Here is a 16,836-nt window from a genome sequence, read left to right on the forward strand (position 1 = left end):
CGCGTCCCGGGCGGGCGCCGTCGAGGATGGCCCGGCCTCCGGCCACACGCCGTGCCGGGAATGCCAGCGCATCGGATCGGCGCCCCGCTTCAATTCGATCAGGTTGAACGCCTCGAGCCCGGTGAGCGGACGCCCCCGGCGGCGCAGTAAATGCCGGATCCACCGGAGTTTCCGCCGTGGTCCATGATTCTCTTCCGCGGTGACTCGCGCCATGGCGACTCCCCTCCGCGGGGTACGATATCGGGATTCTTCGCCGTTCGAGGCGAATTCCCGAATCCGCCGGCGAGCGCGGAGCCGTTCATCCCCCTGGTGTGCTTCGGATCCGGCTGAGGACGCGGCCGAACCAGCGCCCGGAGTTTTCCCTCCGCTGGGCACCCAGCCACTCCGCGATGTCGGCGACCACGGCCGGGTCCACGTGCTGCGGTGACCCGTACCCGGCGGGTGAAGCGGGACCTTCGCCACGGAAGAACATGTGGTCGTCCGCGTCGTGGACGCGGATCGTGACGTCGGGGCGGTGGGACAGGCCCGCTCGCCAGCGCGCGAGGTCGCCGGCCACCGTCACCTGGTAGTCGCGGCCTCCCTGCAGGATGAGCATCGGCTTGGGCAGTGCGGCCGCCGTTGCGACCGGGTCGTACGTGCGCAGGTCCAGCCAGTACGACGCCGGCCAGCCGAAGAGCAGGTCCGACGGCGGGGTCGTGGGGGACAGGGTGGGGCTGTCGGCGAGCGCGGCCTGCCGGGTGACCGACTCGACGGCCGCCGTCGTGGCCGGGCCCGGGTCCAGCTCGGCCAGGTACCGGACGACCCGGACGGCGGCCGGGCCCAGCGGCAGCGTGTCGCCGGCGAGGCTCACCACGCCGGCGATCGACGCGTCGGCGGCCGCGACCCGCGGGGCCGCCTTGCCGCCGCCGCTGTGGCCGAGGACGAACACCCGCTCGGCGTCCACCGTCCGCCGCTGCCGCAGCAGGCGGGCGGCGGCGAGGGCGTGCGGCACGTACTCCCCGGTCATCGTGAACCCGGGCTCGGCACCGACGTGGGGGTGGGAGTGGGTCACCTTGTCGAACCGGGCCACCGCGACGCCGCGGCTCGCCAGGCCCCACGCCAGGTCCTTGAACGGCTTGTTCGGGCCGGTCGTCTGGTCGCGGTCGAACGGCCCCGAGCCGAGCAGCACCAGTCCCGGCCACGGGCCGCGCCCGGTGGGAACGGTCAGCGTGCCGGGCACCGCGAGCGGACCGGACCCGACGGTGACTTCGCGCTCGGTGAACCGGCGCGGGTCGGCGTAGTCCGGTGGCTCCCACGACGTGCCGGCCGGTGGCGCGAGCCGCAAGCCGTGCAGCAGGCCGGCGTCGTCGACCGACATGACCACCGTGAGCCCGCCGCGTTCACCCGTGACCGGGACGCTCACCCGCACCAGACCCGCCTCGCCCGGTTCGGTCACCGGGGCGCCGACCGCGGACACCGGCCCGATCTTGGCGAGCTCGCCTTCCCAGCCGACCCGCAGCGTCTCGGCGGACGCCACCGCCCGCAGCCTCGGTGCGAACAACTCCTCGACGTCGGCGAAACGCCGTTCGGCCGCCATCCCGACCACCGCCGCGGCGACGGCCGCCGGCCCCCGGTCCGTCATGATCCCCCCACCTTTCTCACTTTTTGCGAACGGTATCACCGTGTGAGATCGTTCGGTAGTGGACACCTTGGAACTGCTGGCGCACCCGGTCCGGCTGCGGATCGTGCACGCCATGCGCGGCGGGCGGACGCACACCACCGCCCAGCTCTGCGCGCTGCTGCCGGACGTCTCGAAAGCGATGGTCTACCGGCACGTCGACCTGCTCACCACCGGCGGAATCCTGCGCGTGGCCGAGGAACGGCGGGTGCGCGGCGCGGTCGAACGCCACTACGAGCTGCGTCCGGAGCGGGCCTCCATCGACCCGGACACGGCCGCGGCGCTGTCGCCGGAGGACCACCGGCGCGGGTTCGCGGTGGCGGTCGCCGCCCTGGTCGCCGAGTTCAACGCCTACCTCGACCGGGAGAACGCCGATCCGGCCACCGATCCCGTCGGCTACCGGCAGCACGCGATCTGGCTGAACCGGGACGAACTGGTCGCGATGAACGACGAACTGCGTGCCGCGATCCTGCCCCGGCTGGCCAATCGGCCCGCCCCCGGCCGCGCGCGGTACCTGCTCAGCCCCATCCTCTTCCCCAGCGAGCAGCCCGCCGCCGACTGAGGCCGCTGTACTATCCCGGCACCGATCCGGACTGGGGGAAGCGCATGAGCAGGGTTTTGGTGGCGGGGGCGAGCGTCGCGGGGCCCGCGCTGGCGCACTGGCTGCGCCGGCGGGGGGCCGAGGTGACCGTGGTCGAGCGGGCTCCCGGGCTGCGTCCCGGCGGGCAGGCGGTGGACGCGCGCGGGGTGACCAGGGAGGTCATCCGGCTGATGGGGCTGGACGACGCGGTGCGCGCCGCCCGCACCGAAACCGCCGGCGCGCACACCGTGGACGCGGACGGGTACGTGCTCGAGACGTTCAGCGCGGAAGACGACGGCGGCGACGGCTACATCTCGGAGATCGAGATCCTGCGCGGAGACCTGTCCCGGGTGCTGTACGACGACACCCGCGACGGCGTCGAGTACCGCTTCGGCGACCGGATCGCCGAGCTCACCCAGGACGCCGACGGCGTCGACGTGACCTTCGAGAGCGGTGACCGGCAGCGCTTCGACCTGGTGATCGGCGCCGACGGGCTGCACTCGTCGTTGCGGGCGATGGTCTTCGGGCCGCGCGAGCGGTTCGTCCGCCACCTGGGGCACGTGCTGGCGTTCTACAGCGTGCCCAACGAGTTCGGGCTGGACCGCTGGCTGCTCGAGTACCAGGAGCCCGGCCGCTCCGCCATGCTGCGGCCGATCGGGGACGCCACCCGCGCGATGGCCATGTTCTCCTTCACCGCGCCCGCTTTCGACGTCGACCACCGCGACGTCGAGGCCCAGAAGAGCCTGCTGCGCGCGCAGGTGGCCGACCTGGGCTGGCTGACCCCGCGCCTGCTCGCGCACCTCGACGACACCCCGGACTTCTACCTCGACCAGGTCGCCCAGGTGGTGATGGACCGCTGGTCGAGCGGACGGGTGGGGCTGCTCGGCGACGCGGCGTTCAGCTCGTCACCGCTGTCCGGGCAAGGCACCGGCCTGGCCCTGATCGGCGCCTACCTGCTGGCCGGCGACCTGGCCGCCGCCGACTGGAACCCGGCGGCCGGCTTCGCCCGCTACGAGGAGCGGATGCGCGCGTTCGTCGAAGCCAACCAGGAGATCGGCCGCCTGCACGCGAAGATGCGCGGAGCCGCTGACGCCGATGCCGAGCCGGCGGGGGAGCCCGACATGGAATGGCTCAGCGGGCTGGTCGAGCGGGCGGTCAACGGTGTCGAGTTGCCTGACTACGCGGGCGTGCCGGATTCGGGGCCGTCGGTCACGAGCCGGTAGGTCTCTGCCGGCCGCTTTCCGATGTGGACCACCCGCTCAACGGTCCACATCGGCCCGCCGCCGGTCGCCGAGTTCCTCGGTGAGCAGGGTGTCGAGCTTCGCGGCGGCTCGGCGCACCGCGAGCACGAGCCACACGATCACCGCGACCGCGATGATCACGAGGGCGGTCGGCCAGGTGGGTCCCTCGTCCGCGGGTACCACCGCGATCGCGGCCGCGGCCAGGAACGGCCAGCGGCCGGCCGGCGTCCGGAGGTGCCAGCGGGGGGATGCGGAGTCGTGGGCGGTCAGGAAGACGGGGCCATGAGAGCTCACGAGGGAACGACCTCTCCTTCGGGGTCCGGCGACGCAGGGGATGTCGACCGAAAGAGCGTCGGGGTTACTCAAAGCCACCGAATCGGTGGTGAATCGAAGGCAAATACACTCGAACGAGTGACAACCAGGGGTCGTTGTTTGGAATCATGCCAATTGATTGACGGGCAAACCGCGTAGCCCGAAAAGGTTACTTCGCGCGCTTCGGCCGCTCGGTGCGCCTAGGGTCGCTCTCAAGATCGACTAGGGGAGCCCGTCATGCGTATGCGTTCCATCGCCGCCGTGGTCCTGCTGGCTTGCGCGTCCGGGGTGGTGCCCGCCGCGACCGGGATCGGCGCGCAGGCCCTCGCGCTGTACCCGTGCCCCGAGGTGCGGGATCCGCCCGATTACACCTTCTCCAATTCCTCACGGTCCTGGCTCGCGACGAACCTCCGCAGCGATTACCTCCGCGGGCCGGGCACGATCACCTACAACAAGACGGCGACGTCGACGGTGAACGCGTCGATCACGGGGACGACCAGCGTGGAAGCGGGCGTGATCTTCGCCAAGGCCAGCGCCTCGCTCGCGGTGAGCGTGGGCGCCAGCTACGCGAAGTCCGACTCGTGGTCCTACGCGGCGACGGTGCCCGCCGGCAAGCTGCTGCGGTTGCAGCAGTACAAGGAGGCCCGCACGTTCACCGTGCGGAAGTACCACATCGTCCCGCCCTGCACGACGAAGACCATCTGGACGAAGAAGGTGTCCGCGCCGGTCAAGAACGCGAGCTACCTCTGGCAGCTCGTCAGCTGAGCAGGCGGATCCGCGCGAGCAGGTCCGCGGTCGTCGTTTCGCAGAGCTCCGCCAGGTGATCGAGGGCGGGCCGGTCCAGGTGCACCTCGTGCGGGGCGCCCGTCGTCCGGCACTCGGCCAGCCTGCCCTCGGCCCAGCGGCGGAACGGCGCCAGGTCTTCATGCCCGGCGCAGGCGACCCGGCGCAGGTCGATCCGGACGCCGCCGGACAGGGTGCCGAAAGTGCCGAAGTAACGCCGTCCGACGCGGGCCAGCAGGGCTTCGGGGGACTCCTCCAGCGCCACGCACAGCTCGACCAGGCGGACGACCGAGCACTGCCGCGTGCCGAGCTCGTAGGTGGCGAGCGTCTGCAGCGAGAGATCGCTGTGCAGCCGGTGGTTGAGGTCGCGGCGCGTCAGGCCGCGCTCCTCGCGCAGCCGGCGGAGCTCCTCGCCGAGCATGCGCTGGTAGGCACCGGCATCCAGCTGCACCATCGCTCCTCTCGGGCGCGCCTCCACAGCGGCGGGGCGCTCGGACACACTAGCCTTGCCCCTACCCTGGCCCGACGCCGAGCGGCGCCCGCCAGAGCCGGTGGCCCGCGCCGGCGGAAGCGCACTGGACGAGGAGGTGGCCGAGGGGTGCCCGACAGCTCCGCCGCCCTCGACCCGGTGACCGGGTGGCCCGGCCGCGCTCGGCTGGAAGCCGGGCTGGCGCCGCTGCTGGCGGCGGAGGCCGGGAACCAGGTCGCTCTGCTCCTGATCGGCCTCGACGGGTTCGCCGTGGTCCGCGACGGCCTCGGGTTCGACGCGGCCGACGAGCTGCTCGCAGGCGTGGCGCGGACGCTCGAGGCGATCTTCCGCGACCGCCGTCCGCTGCTCGCGGTGCTCCCCGGTGACGTGTTCGCGGTCGCGCTGCCGGGCGAGCACGACGAGACGTCGGCCGGGGAACTGGCGGAGTCGGTGATCGCCGCGCTCGGCCGGCCGTCCTATGTGGACGGATTGGGCGTGGGGATCAGCGCGAGCGTCGGCGTTTTCCTCGTCGGCACGCAGAAGGCGCTCCCGGCGGAAGCGATCCGGTCGGCGCAGGTCGCGCTGCGCCGGGCGAAGGAACTCGGGCAGACGCGGTGGGTGCGGTTCGACCCGGTGGCCGGGCACGCGGACGCCGGGCGGTACCGCCTCGCGTGCGGCATCGCGGGGGCGCTGGCCTCCGGGGAGATGGCGGTCGCGTACCGTCCGCACGTCGTGCTGCCGGACGGCGCGATCATCACCTCGCTGAACGCCGTGCTGCGCTGGCGCCACCCCGAGCTGGGCGAACTGCGGCCCGAGGAGTTCTACCCGCTCGCCGAGACGACCGGCATGACGGTCGCGCTCGGCCGGCACCTGCTGACCGAGGCGCTGCGCACCGCCGGGGAGTGGCGGGCCCGGTTCGGCGACGCCGCGCCGATGGTCTGCCTGACCCTGCCGCGCCGGATGGCGATCGACGGCGATCTCGTGCGCTTCGTCGGCCAGGAGCTCGACCGCAACGGACTGACGCACCGGCACCTCATGCTCTGCACGGACGGCCCTTCGCTGCTGGACGACCGGGGCGACCTGCTCGGCTCCCTCGGCGAGCTGGCCCGGGCCGGCGTGGTGTTCGTCGTCCACGTCACCGGGCTGCCCGAACTGGAGCTGCTGCCCGCCCTCGACGTGCCCGCGCCCGCCGTGCTGCTCACCGGCGCCGTCATCGACGCGCTGGAGGTCGACGACCCGCCGGCGCAGGCCGTGCGCACCATCCGGCAGCTGGTCGAGCGCGCCGGAGAACTCGGGATCAAGGTCGGCGCGCTCGGGGTGCCCTCCCAGGAGCACGCGGAACTGCTGTTCGGCCTCGGGGTGGTCGTCGCGTCCGGGCCGTACCTGCCGACGTACGCGACCGGCGCGGAAGCCGAGACGTGGGTCGGCCGCACCTTCCCGATGGGGTGATGCGGGGAGCCGGCGGCCCGAGACCGAGATCCCGGGCCGCACTCACGACAGCCACGCGGGACTGCTCACCCGGGTGCTGGACCGAGCTGCAGGACCACCGCCGTCCACGTCATGCCCACGCCGATGCCCAGCAGTAGCACGTGGTCGCCCGGGCCGGCTTCGCCCGTGCGTAGCAGGTGCTCGAGCGCCACGATCTGGTCGCTGGCGCCCAGGTGGCCGACCCGCAGGCCGAGCTCGGTCATCGTGCGCTGCTCGGGAATGCCGAGCGGGCGCAGGATCTGCGTGTGCACCAGGCGGCGGCCGTAGTGCGGGGCGCAGATCCGGGCGATGTCGGGCAGGTCGATGCCCGCGTCGGCCAGCGCGGTCTTCACCACGGTCGTGACGCCGTCGGCGTTGCGGCTGTCGACGTGCGCCGGGCCGCCGTGCCGGCCGAGCCACTGGCGCTTGCGGCTGCGGATGTCGAGCGACTGGTGCGCGGTGATGCTGGCCGGGCGGAACGGCTCGTTGCCGCGCTGCAGGCCTTCCAGTGACGGGTCGGTGTAGGAGGCGATCGCGCGGATCCGCGCCAGGCCCGGCCGCCGGGAGAGCACGACCGCGCTGCCGGCGTCGCCGTAGACGATGCCCGTGTCGGTGGTCCAGTGCGGGAAGCCGGGCGCGCCGAAGCGGTCGCCTGCGGTGATCAGCGCGGCGTCGTGGTCGGGGCGGCCGCGCAGCACGCTCACCGCGACGTCCAGCCCGGCCACCACGCTGTTGCTCATCGCGCCGAGTTCGAGCGTGAGCCCCGGGCCGGCGCCGACGCCGAGCTGGTCGCGCACGTAGGACGCGGCGTGCCAGAAGTCGATGCCGGAGTGGTAGATCCCGGCGTGCAGGCACAGCGTCGGCCAGATCGGCATGCCGCCCGTGGTTTCCGCCTGGCGCAGGGCTTCGCGCCCCGCGCGCACGGCCAGTTCGGGGCCGGGCAGCCCGGCGACGGCGGTGGAAAGCTGGCCGGTCCGGCCGGCGTCGTCGGCGGTGAACTCGCCGGCCGCCAGCGAGACGGCGACCGGGGTCAGCGCCCCGACGTCGGTGCCGATCCCGTTGAGGTGCAGGTCATCCACGCGCATCGGAGGCCACCTCCGGCAGCACGGCTTCGATCTCCGACAGCGTGTCGTCGAGGTGGAGCGGGGGAGCGGACGCGCACCCGGCGGCGGCGAGCTCGGCGGCGACGGCTCCGGCGCTTCCCCCGGCGAACCGGTGGAAACCCGCGAAGCAGGCCGGGCCGGCGCCCGGAACGGCGATGGCCAGGTGCGCCCAGCCGGTCTCGCGGTCCCACCGCACGATCAGCCGGGTGGGCCCGGTGACGGTGTGGGTCTCGCGCAGCACCTGTGTCAACGTCGTGGCGGTCAAGCAACTTCCTTTCGGCACGGCAAAACAGCGCGCACCACGGGGCACGCGCCGGCTCGAGGATGGGTGGGGACGCGTCGTCGGGCCCCTGGGAACGCCGGAAAACCTACCGTGATGATCACGCGCGGTCAGCCCCACCCCGATACACAGAGTGATCAGCTCGACTGCTACGGGAAGCGTTTTGTTCGAAACAGCCGGGTTTTCGCGGAAGCGGATCATGAGGATCCTTCGGGTGTTGCTCACTCTGGGTAGCGGCAGCGCTGGAAGCGTTTCGAGTCCGCGGGTGCGTCGGTTCCCGGCGGGTTTTCCACGGTGTACCGGTCCGAGGGCCTGCATGTGCAGGCGCAGGTGCTGGGTACCCAGTGTGTTTTCGATTGCTGCGTTGTGGTGAACGCTCGCGGGTGTGGCGCGGACCGGATGCCCCGGACGAGTGGAAGTCCGGGCACGGAACGGAAATTGCGCGTTTGATCACCGCGATGCTTTGCCGGGCGGTCGTTTTCGCTCACCGGTGCGCTGGGTCAGGATGGCGTGGTCCGTTCCACCGAGATCGAGGAGTGATGACGATGAACGTCCGCACCCGGCTGGCGGCCGCGGCGATGGTGGCCGTGGCCCTTTCCGTCACCGGCACCGCGGCCGCGGCCGCCGCACCGGCGAGTTCGGCCGCGCACACGAAGGCGGCCGTGCAGCAGATCCGCGAGAACCTCGCCCGCGCCGCCCGCACCGGCGACGTGCGGCTCGCCCACCGCCAGCTCGCGCGGCTGAGCGCCGAACTGACGTCCCTCGAGTCCACCCGGCCGGCGGCACCGGCACTGCGGGACGCCCAGCGGAAGACCCGCGACGCCCTTTCGGCCTTCCCGCCGGGCCTGCCGACCCCGGACGCGCTCACCGCGGCCCTGCAGGGTCTGCTGGCGAGCCTGGCCGCGTTGATCAGTGGCCTGCTCGGTGGGCCGGGCGTGCCCACGGTGCCGACCTTGCCGACGCTGCCGACCTTGCCCACGCTGCCGGCGGTCGGCTGACGACGATGGCCACGCCGCCGCGGCCGGGGCGCCCCACCGGCCGCGGCGGCGCCTTGCGCGAGGAGATCCCGCATGACTTCGAGACTATCGGCGGTGCTGTTGTGCGCGGTGTTCGCAGCACCCGCCCCGGCAGCCGCAGCGCAGCCGCCGCTCGTCGCGGCCCCGGAACGGTTGCTGGCTCAAGACTTCCCCGACCCCTCCGTCGTCCGCGTGGCCGAGGGCTACCTCGCCTTCGCGACCACCGGACCGGCCGGTTCCGTCCCGATGGCCGCCGCCGGGGACGCCACCGGTCCGTGGCGGGTCGTCGGCGACCCCCTGAGCTCCCCGCCTTCCTGGGCGGTGCCCGGGACCCAGTACTGGGCGCCCGACGTTTCTCCCCGCGCCGACGGCAGCTGGCTGATGTACTTCTCGGCGACCGACGCCGGGCGCGCCGTGATGTGCGTGGGCGCGGCCGTCGCCGCGGACGTGCGGGGCCCCTACCGGCCCGTCGGCGACCGGCCGCTGGTCTGCCCGCCTCAGGACGGAAGTGACATCGACCCGCAGGGCTTCACCGACGCCGACGGCACCCGGTACCTGCTCTACAAGAGCCTGCACGGCAACGGACCCCCTTCGACGCTGTGGCTGCAGCAGGTCGATCCGACCGGCCTCACCGCCGTCGGCGGCCGGAAACCCCTGCTGCGCGTCGACTCGCCGGCGGAGAAGGGCGTCATCGAAGCTCCCTGCCTCGTCAAGACCGGCGGCGGGTACACGCTGCTCTACTCGGCCGGGACTTTCACCGACGAGACCTACCACACGGCGTACGCGACCGCGTCGGCACTGACCGGGCCCTACCGCAAGGCGGGCGACCTGCTCACCACGGCCGGCCTCGGCGGGACGGTCGACGGGCCGGGCGGTGCGGCCGTCGCCGACGGGCGGATCTACTTCCACGGCTGGCTCGGCGGCCGGAAAGCACGTGCGCTCTACTCGCTGCCGATCCGGTTCGACGGGACGGAACCCGTCCTCGGCTGAGGCCGCGCGCCGGTCGCGACGAGGCCGAACGTCGTGGGCGGCCCGAACCGCTCGCCCAGCCACTGCAGCGGGCCCGCCTGGGTGGACCAGTACCGGTCGACGCGGACGGCGGAAAAGCGTTCCCGCAGCAGCTTTTCGAGCGCGTCTTCGTCGACGCCCAGCCGCACGACGTGGTATTCGACGCTGTCGCCGGGGAAGCTGTCGTCGTAGGCGCCCCGCAGGCGCCGGGACAGGGACGCGAGCCCGCGGGCGCGGTCCGGCCGGCCCAGCCGCCACGTCAGGTACGCGCCGCGGTCGACCAGGCGGGACACCCGGCTGCGGCGCGGGTACCACAGCGGGTCCTGGTAGCTCACGAACGCGCCACCGGGCGCGAGCTGCGCGGTGTACTGGCCTACCGCGGCCAGGTAGTCCGGGATGTGGTGCAGCACGGACAGGCAGAGCACGACGTCGAACGTGCCGAGCGCGGCCGCCGCGGTGCCGTCCGGGTCGGGGCGCACGTGCACGTTCGCGTTGTACCGGAACCGGTCCGCGAGCCGGGTCGCGCTGTCCTGGCTCAGCTCCGTCACCCAGACCTCGGCGCCGAGCGCCGCGATGTGGTCGGTGAAGGTGCCGTGCCCGGCGCCGACTTCGAGGACGCGGCAGTGGCCCCAGCGGGCCAGCACCTCGCGCACGACGTCCCGGCACGCCTCGACGACCCGCCCGTGCAGGCCGCGGTGACGCAGGTGCGGCGAGCCCGCGGTGTAGTCGAACCCGGCGTGGTGGGCCACACTTTGGTGGCGCGCCACGGGTTCCGGGATGCTCGTCACGAGTCTGCTCCTTACTCTCGGGTGCGAGGAGGTCGGATGCGCGCTTTCCGTGCGGTGTGGGCCGCGGACCTCGCGGCGGCCGCCGGCCGTCCCGTGCGGTCGCCGGTGCGGGTGCTGTGGCTGCTGCTGTCCAGACCCGGTGTGCTGGCCGTGTTGCTCCTGCGCGTGCAGGAAACGCTGTACGCGCACCGGGTCCTGCGGCCGGGCGCGTACCTCGTGCGCGGGTTCACGCACGCGCTGACCGGCGCCGACTTCGTACCCGGTTGCCGGATCGGGCCCGGGCTGCGGCTCGAGCACCCCGGCGGGGTCGTGTTCGGCGCGGGCGCGGTGCTCGGCCCGGACGGGTTCGTGTGCCAGCGCGTGACGCTCGGCGAGCGCCTCGGCGACCGCGAAGGGCACGCCTACCCCGTCGTCGGCTCGGGCGTGTTCCTCGGGGCCGGCGCGACGCTCCTGGGCGGCGTGCGCGTCGGCGACGGGGCCAGCGTCGGGGCCGGTGCCGTGGTGCTGACCGACGTCCCGCCCGGCGCGCTCGCCGTCGGCGTCCCCGCTCACGCCGTCCCCGCGAAGCCGAACAGCGAGTTGTAGGGGAGCAGGCTCGCGCGGGGCCGCCGCCGGTAACCCCACGGCGCCAGAACAGCTTCGACGGCCGAGACCGCGGCCGCGCCCGGGGTTTCCACCAGCAGGACCGGGTGGTCGCGCCGCAGCACGCGTTCCGCGCCGCGCAGCACGTCCGGCTCGGCGCCTTCGACGTCGACCTTGACCGCGTCCACCCGCGGCTGCCCGGCGCGGTCCCACTCATCGTCCACTGTGGTCACCGGGCAGACGACGGACGGGCCCGCTCCCTCGGCCCGGTGCGCGAACGCGCTGTCCACTGTGGACGTGAACGGGACGGTCCCGGTGGCGCGCCCGGCCGCGGCGCGCACGACGCGGACGTTGTCCCGGCCCGCCCGGCGGACGTTCGCGGCCAGCCGGTCCGCCGTCGCGGGCAGGGGTTCGAACGCCCACACGCGGGCCGACGGCCGGTGAGCCGCCAGCATCAGCGTGAACCAGCCGATGTTCGCACCGACGTCGAGGAACAGCCCGCCCGGCCGGAGCGCCTCGGCCAGCGCCTCGACCTCGCCGTGCTCGTACCCCGCGGCGATCACCGAGGCGCGGGCCAGCGCGCCCGCCGGGTCCAGGTCGACGTCGACACCGGGCGCGAGCCTCGCGCGCACCCGCGGCAGGGGACCGCCGGGCAGCAGGCGGTCCAGGACCTTGAGCACCGGCACGTGCACCCGGCCGCCGGTGAGCCGGGCGTGGCAGCCGGCCAGGCCCAGTGCCGCCCGGGTGCGCAGGCTCCCGCTGCCCGGCCCGACCTCCAGCCGCGGCCGCGGGAGCGTCACACCAGGTCCCGCCGGACGAAGACGCCATCGCACTGCAGCATCCGGCCGGTGCGGGCGTCGCGGAACCCGGGCTCGAGCGACCACACGGCGAACCCGTGGTCGTCGAGGCGGCGCACGACCTCCTCCATCAGCGGCTGCGCCCCGTAGAGCGGGACCAGCGACAGCTCGGCCTGCACCACGGAGATCGACGGCAGCGTGCGTTCCGCTCCCGCCAGCACTTCCGCCTCGTAACCCTGGACGTCCATCTTCAGCAGCACCGGTTCGGTGACCTCGCCGCCGAGCAGTTCGTCCACCGTGGTCATCGGGACGTCTTCGTGGCCGACGCACGCCGACTCCGGCGCCGCGTCGACGTGGGCGGGCAGCATGTCGAGCACCGACGACGAGTAGGAGTTGCCCGCCACGTGGATCGTCACCCGGCCGGTTTCGCGGCCGAGCGCGGTCCGGACCGCTCGCCAGTCCGCGTCCTCGGTGGTGGCCGCGTGCAGCTTGCCGAACGGCACGGCCAGCGGCTCGCACGAGAGGATCCGCCCGCGGTACCCGGCGCTGCGCAACAGGCGCGCGTACTGGCCGCTGTTGGCGCCGACGTCCACTACGGACCGGACGCCGAGCGAGTCGCACAGGCGCACCAGGCGGTGGGCGAACGGGTCACGGGAAACCTCGAAGCCGAACCGGTTGACGGCACGCTTGATGAGCGCGCGCATCGGCGGCGGCACGAGCCGGGCGAGGTCCTGCGACATCCTGCTCCACGTCCTTCGATCCGGCGAAAACCAGCGGCCCGTATCGAAACCTCCTTCGATTCTCGGCAGACTCGGCTGTGTGTCGCAGTCCCGGACGGCCAGGACAACCCCTTCGGGTAATGGTTTCCGGGGTGTGCTCGGTGCCGCGCTCCGCCTCGGCGGCGGGCAGCTGGCCGCGCAAGCGCTGACCGGGATCCAGCTCCTGCTGCTGGCCCGGCACACCGGCGCGGCCGCCTTCGGCGCGGCGACCGCGTGGTACGGCGTGGCCTCGGCGCTGGTTCCCTTGTGCGACTTCGGCGCGTCCGCCCGGCTGCTGCGTGACGGCGGCCGCCTGGGCGCCGTCCCGGCCGGCGTGGAACGGCTTCTCGTCGTGCGCAAGAGCGCGCTGCTGGCGGTGGTGGCCGTGCTCGCGGTGTTCGGGCTGCCGGTGGTGCTCGCCGCCGCGTACGGCGTCGTGCGGGCGGCGCTGCTGGTCGTCCAGGCGGGCCGGCAGCTGCGCGGCCGCGCCGGGGCGGCGGCCGGCCTGGTCATCGGCGAGCGGCTGGTGGCGCTCGGGGTGGGGGTGCCGCTGGTGGCGGCGGGCGTGCCCGCGGCGATCGCGCTGCTCGGCGGGCTCCTGACCGGGACGGTGGCGATGCTCGCGTGGTCGCTGTTCCGGGCACCGCCGAGCCGCGGCCCGGCGACCGGCCCGCTGAGGTACGGCCTGCGGTTCGCGGGCGCCGGGGTGGCCGGGAACCTGGCGCTGCTGGACACGGTCGTCGTGTCCGCGGTGGCCGGGCCGGTCCAGGCGGGGTTCTACGCGCTGGGCGCGCGACTGCTGGGCCCGCTGCTGGTGCTGGTGACGGCGGCCGGCACGGCGGTGCTGCCCGCGCTGGCCGCGGGCGCCCCGGCGGCGTCGCGGGTGGTGCGGCTGGTCGGCGCGGCGTCGGTGGCGGCGTCGGCGGTGGTCTTCGTCGCGGCGGGGTGGCTCGTGCCGCTGGTGGCCGGGCCGGCGTTCACGGACGCGGTGCCCGCGGTGCGGTGGTACCTCGCGGCCCTGGTGGTCGTGGTCGTCGCGCAGCTGCTCGTGCTGGTCCGGCAGGCTCGCGGCGACGAAGTGGCGATGAGCGTGCTGCTGCCGGTGGGCGTGGCGTCCGGCCTGGCGGGGCTCGCGCTGGGCGCGCACGTCGGTGGCGCGGCGGGCGGGGCGGCCGGGTACGCGGCCGCCTGCGTGGTGGTGCTCGGCGCGCTGGTGTGGCGCCATCACCGCGCTCCCGCCGTGAGCACCTCCCCGGGCTGAACCGGCTCTTCCCGGTGCGCCACCGACGTCAGGGCCAACGCCAGCGCCAGCGCGAGGTGCCCCCGGGTCGTGTCGCCGAGCGGGGAGAACCACACGTGCCAGAACGCCACCAGCAGCACGTACACCTCCGCCACGCCGCCGCGGCGCAACGCCCGCGTGATGCCCCGCGCCAGCAGCACCAGCGCCAGCACCCAGAACGGCACAGCGAGCACCCCCGCGGTCGCCCACGCGCCCAGCAGGATCGAGTGCAGGTACAGCTGTGGTGGCTGGACCAGCGTCAAGCGGTCGTAGCCGTGGACCGGGTAGCGGTTCGCCGCCAGCCAGTCCAGCGCCGACGCCTTGACCTCCGGCGGCACCACCGCGCCCGGGCCCCAGCCGGTCACCGGGCTCGCCGCGATGCCGGCGAGCAGGAACACCGCGTCCTTGCGACCGCCCACCAGCAGCCCGAAGTCGCCCTCCTGGAAGCGGACCTTCTGCTGCTGCGCGGCACCCAGCTCGCCCTCGTTCGCCAGCGTCACGTACACCTGCTGCAGCACCAGCGCCCCGATGCCGACCGCGACGACCAGCGCGACGACCCGCGCGCGGCCCTTCCGGCGCCCGCCGACCGGGGCGAGCACCGCCGCCAGCCCGGCCGCCACGGTCAGCACCGCCAGGCTGCGCGACCCGGTGCCCAGGTGCCCCGCGGCCAGCAGGACGAGCAGGACCGGGACCGCGTAACGGCGGGTGCGCGGCCGAAGCCGTTCCGCGGCCAGGAGCACGAGCAGCGTCACGGCCTGGCCGGCGCCGAACTTCCACGGGTCGAGCGCCGCCACTTCCGGCGGTGTCACCAGCAGCCCGGCCAGCTGTCCCCACGCGAACCCCAGCAGCACCCGCCGTCGCAGCGCAGCGGGGTCGCCGTCGGACCGCAGCACCAGGCACAGCAGGCCGATCGTGACGACCAGCGTGCCCAGCGACGCGAACGCCCGCAGCACTTCACCGCCCGGCGCCGGGTGCAGCACGGTGCTCACCGTGAGCCCGGCCAGCCACAGCAGGCCGGTGCCCAGCACCGCCGGCCCGCGCCGCGCCTTCAGCAGCGCGAACACGCACGGCGGCGTCAGCAGGAGTGCGACGAGCTCCGTCACCGACAACCGGCCGCCCAGCGGCAGGTAGAGCCACAGCCCGAGGCCGGCGACCAGGGCCGGCAGGAGCCCGGTGCGGGTCAGCGGCCGATCCACGCGCGCGTCCGGTGGAAGTACGCGCCGTCGATCTCGCGGATGGCCTTCGCCGGCACCCCGCCGAACAACGTGTTCGGCTCGTATTCGCGGTTCAGCGCGGTGACGCTGCCGGCCGCGAGCACCGCCCGCTCGGTCAGCCTGGTCCCGGCCATCACCACGCAGTTGGTGCTGACGAAGGCGTCTTCGGCGAGGCGGACCGCGACGGTGGTCTGCCGTCCCGTCTCGAGGTCGACGCTGTGGGACAGCACGGTGCTGCGGACGCCGCCGATCGTCGCGAACGGCGCGAGCACGACCCCGCCGGAGACGTCGACGTAGTGGCGGTTGGTCAGCACGGCGTGCTCGCCCAGCCGCAGGGCGCCGTGGTCGCCGTCGCTGACGTCCCGCAGCGACGGCGCGGTCGAGATCCAGTTGAACTGCCCGACGATGACGCCCTCGCCGAGGTCGAGCACGCGCAGCCCGCGGAAGGTGTTGCCCGAGCCGATCACGGTCCCGGCGCCGACCCGCACGGCCGTCGCGCCGCGGAACAGGCAGATCCCGATCCGGGCGGCGGGGTCGACGTCGTGGCCGAGCAGCCGCAACACCCGGTTCTTGCCGCGTCCGGGCGGCAGCAGCCACGCGGCCGTGCGGGCCAGGCTCGTCAACTGGTCGAACACCGGGAAACCACCTTCTGTCGCAGGGACGTGTAGCGGGCGCCGAACCGCAGCTTCGCGGTCGCGACGCCCGCCGCGTGCCAGGCCGTGCCGGCCAGTGCGCGGACGGCGTCGGGCGCGGTGCGGCAGCCGCGCCACCGCACCCGGGCGCCCTCGGTGAAGAAGCGGCGGCCGAGCCCGCCGGACTTGCTGGCGTCGTGGTAGCGCAGCGCGGCGAGCGGCGCCGGCACGACGACCTGGTCGGCGTCGGCCAGCCGCAGCATCAGGTCGAAGTCCATGACGTAGTGCAGGTCGGCTGCGAACCCGCCGCGGGAGTGCAGGAACTGGCGGTCGACGGCCAGCGCGCCCGAGAACGCGTAGCAGCCGCGTAGGAGCAGTTGTCCGCGGTCGAGCCGTTCGGCCGGGCTCTCGCGCAGCAGGCCGCCGTCGCCGTCGACGAGCTGCCAGCCGCCGACGGCCACCTCGGTCCGCGGCTCGACGGCGGCGCGCACCGCGTCCAGGGCACCGGGCAGCAGCAGGTCGTCGGCGTTGGCCCACAGGATGAAGTCGCCGCGGGCCCGGTCCAGCGCGCGGTTCAGCGCGTCGGACTGGCCCTCGTCACGCTCGTGGACCACGCGCAGCCGCGGGTCTCCGGCGGCCAGCCGGTCCAGGAGCTCGGCCGAGCCGTCGGCCGACCGGGCGTCCTGCACGACCAGCTCGTCGTCGCGGCCGAGCTGGCCCAGCACCGAGTCCAGGGCCGGGGCGAGGTGGTGCCCGGCGTCGAGGCAGGGCATGAGGACGCTCAGGCGGACCATCGTGCGAGCACCTCTTTCACCAGTTGCTGGTAGCGGCCGGACGCGCCGATGGCCCGGCGTCTGCGGTCGTCGGCGA

At 74.0% G+C, this 16,836-nt stretch carries 19 protein-coding genes; 8 read left to right on the forward strand and 11 right to left on the reverse strand.

Annotated elements, in window-relative coordinates:
- Positions 1–298: 298 nt before the first annotated feature.
- Positions 299–1,621 carry an alpha/beta hydrolase family protein gene (locus SD460_RS21805; RefSeq protein ID WP_318306634.1) on the reverse strand — a complete coding sequence of 441 codons (1,323 nt, stop codon included), beginning with the start codon at positions 1,619–1,621 and terminating at the stop codon, positions 299–301.
- Positions 1,622–1,679: 58 nt separating this feature from the next.
- On the opposite strand from SD460_RS21805, the gene SD460_RS21810 reads away from it, so the two are divergent.
- Positions 1,680–2,219 carry a helix-turn-helix domain-containing protein gene (locus tag SD460_RS21810; protein ID WP_290061253.1) on the forward strand — a complete coding sequence of 180 codons (540 nt, stop codon included), beginning with the start codon at positions 1,680–1,682 and terminating at the stop codon, positions 2,217–2,219.
- A gap of 44 nt (positions 2,220–2,263) precedes the next feature.
- On the forward strand, positions 2,264–3,460 hold the full coding sequence (locus SD460_RS21815) for an FAD-dependent monooxygenase (RefSeq protein WP_318306635.1): 1,197 nt from the start codon (positions 2,264–2,266) through the stop codon (positions 3,458–3,460).
- A 36-nt stretch (positions 3,461–3,496) separates the two neighbouring features.
- Here the strand turns inward: SD460_RS21815 and SD460_RS21820 are convergent, their stop codons facing one another.
- A complete protein-coding gene (locus tag SD460_RS21820) occupies positions 3,497–3,772 on the reverse strand; it encodes a hypothetical protein (protein ID WP_290061250.1) in 276 nt (91 codons plus the stop codon).
- A gap of 255 nt (positions 3,773–4,027) precedes the next feature.
- Between SD460_RS21820 and SD460_RS21825 the strand changes: the two genes are divergently transcribed.
- Complete coding sequence (locus SD460_RS21825; RefSeq protein ID WP_290061249.1) at positions 4,028–4,555, forward strand: hypothetical protein; 528 nt, start codon at positions 4,028–4,030, stop codon at positions 4,553–4,555.
- On the opposite strand, the gene SD460_RS21830 is transcribed toward SD460_RS21825, so the two are convergent.
- Positions 4,548–5,024 carry a helix-turn-helix domain-containing protein gene (locus SD460_RS21830; protein ID WP_290061255.1) on the reverse strand — a complete coding sequence of 159 codons (477 nt, stop codon included), beginning with the start codon at positions 5,022–5,024 and terminating at the stop codon, positions 4,548–4,550. The genes SD460_RS21825 and SD460_RS21830 overlap by 8 nt on opposite strands.
- A 147-nt stretch (positions 5,025–5,171) precedes the next feature.
- On the opposite strand from SD460_RS21830, the gene SD460_RS21835 reads away from it, so the two are divergent.
- Positions 5,172–6,491, forward strand: coding sequence for an EAL domain-containing protein (locus SD460_RS21835; RefSeq protein ID WP_290061248.1), 1,320 nt, complete (start codon positions 5,172–5,174; stop codon positions 6,489–6,491).
- A 65-nt stretch (positions 6,492–6,556) separates the two neighbouring features.
- On the opposite strand, the gene SD460_RS21840 is transcribed toward SD460_RS21835, so the two are convergent.
- Positions 6,557–7,594, reverse strand: a complete 1,038-nt coding sequence (locus SD460_RS21840; protein ID WP_318306636.1) for a ketoacyl-ACP synthase III family protein — start codon at positions 7,592–7,594, stop codon at positions 6,557–6,559.
- Positions 7,581–7,877 carry a hypothetical protein gene (locus tag SD460_RS21845; protein ID WP_290061243.1) on the reverse strand — a complete coding sequence of 99 codons (297 nt, stop codon included), beginning with the start codon at positions 7,875–7,877 and terminating at the stop codon, positions 7,581–7,583. The genes SD460_RS21840 and SD460_RS21845 overlap by 14 nt, the downstream gene beginning before the upstream one ends.
- Positions 7,878–8,437: 560 nt before the next feature.
- Between SD460_RS21845 and SD460_RS21850 the strand changes: the two genes are divergently transcribed.
- Complete coding sequence (locus SD460_RS21850) at positions 8,438–8,890, forward strand: hypothetical protein (RefSeq protein ID WP_290061241.1); 453 nt, start codon at positions 8,438–8,440, stop codon at positions 8,888–8,890.
- Between the two features lie 72 nt (positions 8,891–8,962).
- On the forward strand, positions 8,963–9,898 hold the full coding sequence (locus tag SD460_RS21855; RefSeq protein ID WP_318306637.1) for a glycoside hydrolase family 43 protein: 936 nt from the start codon (positions 8,963–8,965) through the stop codon (positions 9,896–9,898).
- On the opposite strand, the gene SD460_RS21860 is transcribed toward SD460_RS21855, so the two are convergent.
- Complete coding sequence (locus SD460_RS21860) at positions 9,850–10,704, reverse strand: class I SAM-dependent methyltransferase (protein WP_318306638.1); 855 nt, start codon at positions 10,702–10,704, stop codon at positions 9,850–9,852. The two genes, SD460_RS21855 and SD460_RS21860, sit on opposite strands and share 49 nt — an antisense overlap.
- Positions 10,705–10,740: 36 nt before the next feature.
- Here SD460_RS21860 and SD460_RS21865 point away from each other — a divergent pair, with 36 nt between their 5' ends.
- Positions 10,741–11,289: a serine O-acetyltransferase gene (locus tag SD460_RS21865; protein ID WP_290061236.1), complete on the forward strand. Its 549-nt coding sequence runs from the start codon at positions 10,741–10,743 to the stop codon at positions 11,287–11,289.
- Here the strand turns inward: SD460_RS21865 and SD460_RS21870 are convergent.
- Both SD460_RS21870 and SD460_RS21875 read right to left on the reverse strand, forming a co-directional pair.
- Entirely contained in the window at positions 11,253–12,086 is an 834-nt protein-coding gene (locus SD460_RS21870; RefSeq protein ID WP_318306639.1) for an FkbM family methyltransferase, read from the reverse strand. The two genes, SD460_RS21865 and SD460_RS21870, sit on opposite strands and share 37 nt — an antisense overlap.
- Positions 12,083–12,823: an FkbM family methyltransferase gene (locus SD460_RS21875; protein WP_290061232.1), complete on the reverse strand. Its 741-nt coding sequence runs from the start codon at positions 12,821–12,823 to the stop codon at positions 12,083–12,085. The genes SD460_RS21870 and SD460_RS21875 overlap by 4 nt, the downstream gene beginning before the upstream one ends.
- 133 nt (positions 12,824–12,956) lie before the next feature.
- Here SD460_RS21875 and SD460_RS21880 point away from each other — a divergent pair, with 133 nt between their 5' ends.
- The gene (locus SD460_RS21880) at positions 12,957–14,102 is read left to right on the forward strand and encodes a hypothetical protein (RefSeq protein WP_318306640.1); all 1,146 of its coding nucleotides are present in this window, start codon (positions 12,957–12,959) and stop codon (positions 14,100–14,102) included.
- On the opposite strand, the gene SD460_RS21885 is transcribed toward SD460_RS21880, so the two are convergent.
- From SD460_RS21885 to SD460_RS21895, 3 genes are read right to left on the reverse strand one after another with little or no spacing between them, the layout of a single operon-like run.
- Positions 14,066–15,316: a hypothetical protein gene (locus tag SD460_RS21885; RefSeq protein WP_290063120.1), complete on the reverse strand. Its 1,251-nt coding sequence runs from the start codon at positions 15,314–15,316 to the stop codon at positions 14,066–14,068. The genes SD460_RS21880 and SD460_RS21885 overlap by 37 nt on opposite strands.
- Positions 15,301–15,969 carry an acyltransferase gene (locus SD460_RS21890; RefSeq protein WP_290063122.1) on the reverse strand — a complete coding sequence of 223 codons (669 nt, stop codon included), beginning with the start codon at positions 15,967–15,969 and terminating at the stop codon, positions 15,301–15,303. The genes SD460_RS21885 and SD460_RS21890 overlap by 16 nt, the downstream gene beginning before the upstream one ends.
- Positions 15,954–16,760, reverse strand: a complete 807-nt coding sequence (locus tag SD460_RS21895) for a glycosyltransferase (protein WP_318306641.1) — start codon at positions 16,758–16,760, stop codon at positions 15,954–15,956. Before SD460_RS21895 ends, SD460_RS21890 begins: the two co-directional genes overlap by 16 nt.
- Positions 16,761–16,836: the final 76 nt, after the last annotated feature.

This window comes from Amycolatopsis solani (assembly GCF_033441515.1).
GTDB classification, from domain to species: domain Bacteria; phylum Actinomycetota; class Actinomycetes; order Mycobacteriales; family Pseudonocardiaceae; genus Amycolatopsis; species Amycolatopsis solani.